This window comes from Guyparkeria sp. SCN-R1 (assembly GCF_003932495.1).
In the GTDB taxonomy this organism is placed as follows: domain Bacteria; phylum Pseudomonadota; class Gammaproteobacteria; order Halothiobacillales; family Halothiobacillaceae; genus Guyparkeria.
In genome coordinates, this window is sequence record NZ_QZMT01000033.1 from 1 (window position 1) to 5812 (window position 5812).

5 protein-coding genes and 1 tRNA gene are annotated in these 5812 nt (G+C 60.5%); 3 read left to right on the forward strand and 3 right to left on the reverse strand.

All coding sequences use genetic code 11. The features are described 5' to 3' along the window. Positions 1-228: 228 nt before the first annotated feature. Both D5687_RS10875 and D5687_RS10880 read right to left on the reverse strand, forming a co-directional pair. Entirely contained in the window at positions 229-570 is a 342-nt protein-coding gene (locus D5687_RS10875; RefSeq protein ID WP_158611870.1) for a DUF3024 domain-containing protein, read from the reverse strand. Positions 571-717: 147 nt separating this feature from the next. Next, positions 718-1053 (reverse strand): DUF3301 domain-containing protein, encoded by a 336-nt coding sequence (locus tag D5687_RS10880; protein WP_125199804.1) that lies wholly within the window; start codon positions 1051-1053, stop codon positions 718-720. A gap of 124 nt (positions 1054-1177) precedes the next feature. On the opposite strand from D5687_RS10880, the gene D5687_RS10885 reads away from it, so the two are divergent. After that, positions 1178-1264 (forward strand) — tRNA-Leu (locus D5687_RS10885). A gap of 157 nt (positions 1265-1421) precedes the next feature. Then, the gene (locus D5687_RS10890; protein WP_204742193.1) at positions 1422-2825 is read left to right on the forward strand and encodes an MBL fold metallo-hydrolase RNA specificity domain-containing protein; all 1404 of its coding nucleotides are present in this window, start codon (positions 1422-1424) and stop codon (positions 2823-2825) included. A gap of 289 nt (positions 2826-3114) precedes the next feature. Here D5687_RS10890 and D5687_RS10895 read toward each other — a convergent pair whose 3' ends face one another. Beyond that, positions 3115-3981, reverse strand: coding sequence for a fumarylacetoacetate hydrolase family protein (locus tag D5687_RS10895; RefSeq protein ID WP_125199805.1), 867 nt, complete (start codon positions 3979-3981; stop codon positions 3115-3117). Between the two features lie 896 nt (positions 3982-4877). Here D5687_RS10895 and D5687_RS10900 point away from each other — a divergent pair. Further along, entirely contained in the window at positions 4878-5780 is a 903-nt protein-coding gene (locus D5687_RS10900) for an OmpP1/FadL family transporter (protein WP_158611871.1), read from the forward strand. The last annotated feature ends 32 nt before the right edge of the window (positions 5781-5812 follow it).

A 5812-nucleotide genomic window follows, 5' to 3' on the forward strand; every position in this document is an offset into this window, starting at 1 on the left:
CGCCGACTGCTTTATCTTGCCGCCATGCAGGCAAAACGACAGCCGGCGTGGGAGGCCTTTTACCAACGACACGTCGCCCGAGGAATGGCACCTACTCAGTCGTTGGTCGCCCTTGCGAGAAAACTGGCTCGAGTCGCCTTCAGTTTGATGCAGAAGCAGACTGACTACGTGCCGAGAATCCCTTGTGGGGAGACATAGAATCTCCTACGGGATCCGAGAGCTCGAACGTCACCCGAAGAAGCAGGCGTTGGGATCCTCGTCGATTTCCTGCAGCAGCACGTCCAGCCGCGTCGACTCCGGAAACGGCGTGTAGCGATGCCATCTCAAATCGGCACGCTTCCAGTAAAGCTTCCAGACATCACGTGACTTCACGTACACCAGCCGGGCGAACTCCTCCTCGATCCGATGCCCCCGCATCGAGCGGCGCACCTCGAACAACTCGACGGCCTGCCGATCCAGTCGATAACCAATATCAAGCTGCGGGCGAATCTCTGACGGTGGCCGACGCGCCTCGACGAATTCGCCGACCTGTTTCTCGATGCGGCGCTGGTCCAGCTCGCTCAAGGCCATAGACGCCTCGAAAAAGCGTCGTGAGCCGCCCGGGTGCAAGGAGCCGCACAACGAGCGACGAGACATATCAAGAGGATAGGCGAGGAGCGAGTGAGCACGCGACGCCGCAATCGGGTGGCGCAACAGGTTTCTCGAGGCGCCTGCATGTCAGTTCTTTTCGTGGCGCCAGTGGGGATCCCCCAGATCGAGTTCGACCTCGGCAAGGTGCTGGCCGCGAAACACCACGTGACCCCGATAACGATCGAACCCACTACGCGAGAACTCAAATCCGAACCGACGGGTGATCAGCGGCCAGCCCCGATCATCCCGGCCCAGCCCGACCCGGCGCAGACTCACGCTCTGATCGAGCAACTGCACATCGGCCTTCTCGGTTGCCTGCCGCGCCAACGACAACGCCCGGCGACGAAACCGATCGTGCTGCACCCAAAGGCCGACCGCGGCCAGCACCAGGATCAATATGAATACGTCCCCAAGGGTCCACATCAGCGTCAGTCGTCCTTCATCGAAACGGTTTCGTTACCAAGCAAGCATGCCGCGCGCCAACGGCGCTGGCGCCCCGCCCGGCGGCTTGCCTTTGTACCACAGTTGCGCTACCTTTCGCTGCCCTGCCGGGGTGGCGGAATTGGTAGACGCAGCGGATTCAAAATCCGCCGGTAGAGATACCGTGTCGGTTCGAGTCCGACCCTCGGCACCAAAACTCAATGACGATTCAGGCGACATCCGCGGATGTCGCCTTTTCCGTTTCTGGAGGCTTGTCGGTTTACCACCCCTTTGCCATATCGCCGCGCACTCGCGCCCGGTCCGTGCTTGAATAAGAGCAAGATCATTCACGGCGGCAAGGGAGAACACTCATGATGCGGCTGTCTTTTCACGGCGCGAACCGGGGTGTCACCGGCTCCTGCCACCTGCTGGAACTCGACGGACTCAAGGTCCTGATCGACTGCGGGCTCTTCCAGGGCGGACGAGAGATCGACGAGGAAAATGCGGCGGAATTCGGCTTCGAGCCGAGCGAGATCGATCTCCTGCTGCTGACCCACGCCCATCTCGATCACTGCGGGCGCATCCCGCTGCTGGTCAAGCGTGGGTTCACCGGCGAAATCATCGCCACGCCGGCCACGCGCGAGCTCGCCCGCGTCATCCTGCTCGACGCCGCCCACCTGCAGGAGGAAGAGGCCGAACGTAACGCCCGCAAAGCCAAGCGACGCGGCAAGAGGGCCGAGCCGCCCTTGTACGGCGAGCTTGATGCACTCAACGCCATGGACCTGTTCGGTCGCAAGGCCCATTACGAACAACCTTTGGAACTGGCCACCGGTGTCACCGCCACCTTCTATGACGCCGGACACATCCTCGGTTCGGCCAGTATTCGGCTGAGCTACCGCGACGGCGAACAGGACAAGGCCATTATCTTCTCCGGTGACATCGGCAGCAGCGACCGCCCGATGCTGCGCGATCCGCATGTGCCGCCCGCTGCACAAACCGTGGTCATGGAAACCACCTATGGGGATCGCGACCACAAGCCGCTGGATCCGTCGATCGTGGAGTTCTATGAAGCCATCAACGAGGCCATGGCACGCGGCGGCAACGTCATCATCCCCACATTCGCCCTCGAACGCGCCCAGGAACTGCTCTACCACCTGCGAGAAGGCGTCGAGTCGGGCGCCCTGCCAAAAACCCTGCAAGTCTTCCTCGACTCACCGATGGCCATCTCCGCCACCGAGATCTTCCGACATCACCCGGAAGCCTATGACGAGGAGGCGCAGGCGCTTTTCGAAAAGGGCATCGATCCGTTCTGGCTGCCCGGGGTCCACTTCACCCGCGAGACGGCCGACTCGATGGCACTCAACCGGCTGGCCGGCGGCGCGGTGATCATGGCCGGGTCAGGCATGTGTACCGGCGGGCGCGTGCGCCACCACCTGCGCCACAACCTCTGGAAACGCGAGGCGAGCGTGATCTTCGTCGGTTTCGCCGCCCCCGGCACCCTCGCCCGCCGCATCATCGACAGCAGCAAGCAGGAAGACAAGAAGCCCCAGGTGCGCCTGTTCGGCGACGACATCCCCGTCAACGCCCGCATCTACACCATCAACGGCTTCTCCGCCCACGCCGACCGCGACGAACTGCTGGCCTGGCACGGCGCGATCAAGCCAGATCGAACCATCCTCGTCCACGGCGAGGAAAAGGCGATGGCGGCCTTCGCCGAGACACTGCACGGCACGAAGGTGGTGATGCCGGAACAGGGAGAATCCATCGATCTTTGAGTGGGGCAGATCAAACCCGACGAGGTGAAGCGCGCCATTCCCGCGCAAGCGGGAATCCAGACAGGTCATCCGGCGGCCCAATGGATCTCCGCTTCCGCGGGGATGACGCGGTTGACGGGGTGAGCGGGATGACGCCGGCAGACGGCGGGCCACGCAATTGAAAGGGTGCCCCATAGGGGCGACTCCAAGATGATTCCAAACAACCTAACAGTCGTCATTCCCGCGAAAGCGGGAATCCGTACGACGCCTAAACTCGGCACATGGTCGGTATAGGCGCCCCGAAGCCGCATCAAACAAACCGCGATCGCAACTCCCCAATCGGCTGACAGCTCACCAGCACCTCGTCCCCAGGCTTGAGATAGACCGGCGGCTCATGCCCGGCGCCCACACCCGACGGCGTCCCGGTGGCGATGATATCGCCCGGCATCAGCGTGACGTACCGGGAAACCGTGGCGATGATTTCGGGAACCGAAAAGATCATCTGGCTGATGGCCGCATCCTGGCGCAGTTCGCCATTGACGTGTGTCTGCAACTGCCAGTCGCGGATGGCCCCGGCCTCATCCTCGGTGACGATCACCGGCCCCATCGGCGCATAGCCATCGATGCTCTTGCCCAGAAACCACTGCACGTGCCGGCCCTGCAAGTCACGCGACGAGACGTCATTGATCAGCGTGTAGCCAAAGACGTGATCGCGCGCATCACGCTCATCGATATACCGTCCGCCCTCCCCGATGATGACGGCCAACTCGCCTTCGTAATCGGTGGTCTCGGTCGGGTCGGCCGAAATATCCACCAACCCGCCGGGTCGATTGATCGTGGTCGTCGCCTTGGAGAACACGATCGGGTGACTCGGAATCGAGCCGTAACCCAACGCCTTCACCTCATTAACGTGATCGGCGTAGTTCTTTCCCACACAAAGAATGTCGCGCGGCGGGACCGGGATCGGAGCCTCGAGACGCAGGTCGGACAGTGAGCGCCGCGGGCCCTGCTCGATCAATTCGGGCAACCGATCCTTCCAGGCATCCCACTCCTTGATCAAACCTAACATCGAGTCAGGGAACTCGGTGGCGGCAACAGACACCTCCACGATCGAGGCACTATCCCACCACGCCCCTACGCGGAACTCACCGTCGATCGAATACGTCAGCAGCTTCATTGGCCCTCCTCAAATGGCATCAACCGTCAGTACCAACACTAGGGAACGTCTGCACGAATAGCCAACGCCTCGACGGGGTTAGCCGGCTTGCCCGATCCGCTGGATTTCCGATTCACGCCGGGCCTGACTCATCGCTCTGGGCGCGGCGTCGAATTGGCGCCTTGATGCCCCGAAGGCTTCTTGCGAAAGTCCCCTCTCGCTTGAGCCCGTGCCACTGGCAATCAGCCAGCGTCCGCCGTCCCGACATATCGGCAGCTCGAACTGGCGAGGGAGCGCCGATGAACACAGGAGCAAGGTAAACAGACGGCACCGATCGCCGGCGAAAAACAATGCAAGGAGGCCGGAGAGCACACCACCTCTCAACCGAGGCAATAACCCCAACAGCAGCAAGGTCTTGCCCCGGTGTTCGCTCAGGATGCAGCTGCCAACGATTGATGCCAACAGACCGTCAATCAAACAGCTCCGCCTCAACCTATCGTCTCAAAAACAACACCCCGCTAGCCCGCTATCATCACCTCTGATGTTCACAAACACTTGTCGAGCGCCTCCCCCGATTCTTCAGTAGATCACGACACACGTCGTATTATCAGTTGCTTACCAATATCCGCCGGGTTCTTCGCATAAGCTGGCTCTAATATAAGCAACTCGATTCATAAACAACGGTAGGAATTTTTAATCAAGCCTTAATGTTTTTGAATGGGCAAATTACCGATTTCTGATACGTTGACGTCCGTCACTGATCCGGGCGGGCCGCCGCAGACGGCCGCAAGGACCAACCAGGCAAGGACAGCCGGGCCCCGATCTACGTGCTCTGCATGCCGACAATGACGTCGGCGAGATGGATTTGATAACAACAATTTCAGGCAATGGAATTGACGACAGGAGAGGAAAGAGGAATGACCTTCAAAAGGACCCTACTGGCAGCAGCCGTAACCGGCGCCGTACTCGCCACCGGCACCGCACACGCCACCAACGGCTACTTCTCGCATGGCTACGGCGTAAAAGCCAAAGGCATGGGTGGCGGCGGCGTCGCCTTTGCCAATAACAGCGCCATGGTCATCGCCACCAACCCGGCCGGCCTCGCTTCGGTAGACAACCAGATCACCGGCGACTTGTCGCTTTTCCGCCCGGAGCGCGGATATGATCAATCCGGGCCCATGGGTGACGCCAGTGCCGACAGTGACAGTGAGAGCTTCCTTATCCCGGGGCTCGCAGCAGCGTACCGCCTTACAGACAACGACACCGTAGGCATTGCCATGTACGGCAACGGCGGCATGAACACGGACTTTTCCGCCGATGCCGATACGATTGTCCCGGGTCAAGGCCCAGGGAGTGTTAACGAGGGCGGTACGTATGATGCCGGTGCTGCCGGCGTGAATCTCGAACAGCTCTTCATCACGCCGACCTATGCTCGCCAATTCATGGACGGTGACCTGTCGATTGGTGTCAGTGCAGTGATCGTGCGTCAGAAATTCCGTGCCAAGGGCTTGGGGAATTTCGCTGGCTTCAGCGCCGATCAGCCTAATCTCACGAATAACGGCCACGATGTCTCTTGGGGCTATGGCGGCAAACTCGGCGTGACCTACAAGCCGACCGACATGCTGACGCTGGGCGCCAGCTATCAGTCCAAGATGAGCATGGACGAGTTTGACGACTATGCGGGCCTGTTCGCTGAAGGCGGTGATTTTGACATTCCGTCGACCTGGACCGTAGGCCTTGCCGCTGACATAACTGACAGCGTGACATTGACCTTTGATTACCAACGCATTAATTACTGGGTAAGCGGATTAAATGGTTGATCTTACCTTTGCATGAGAGTGAGACAGACCGG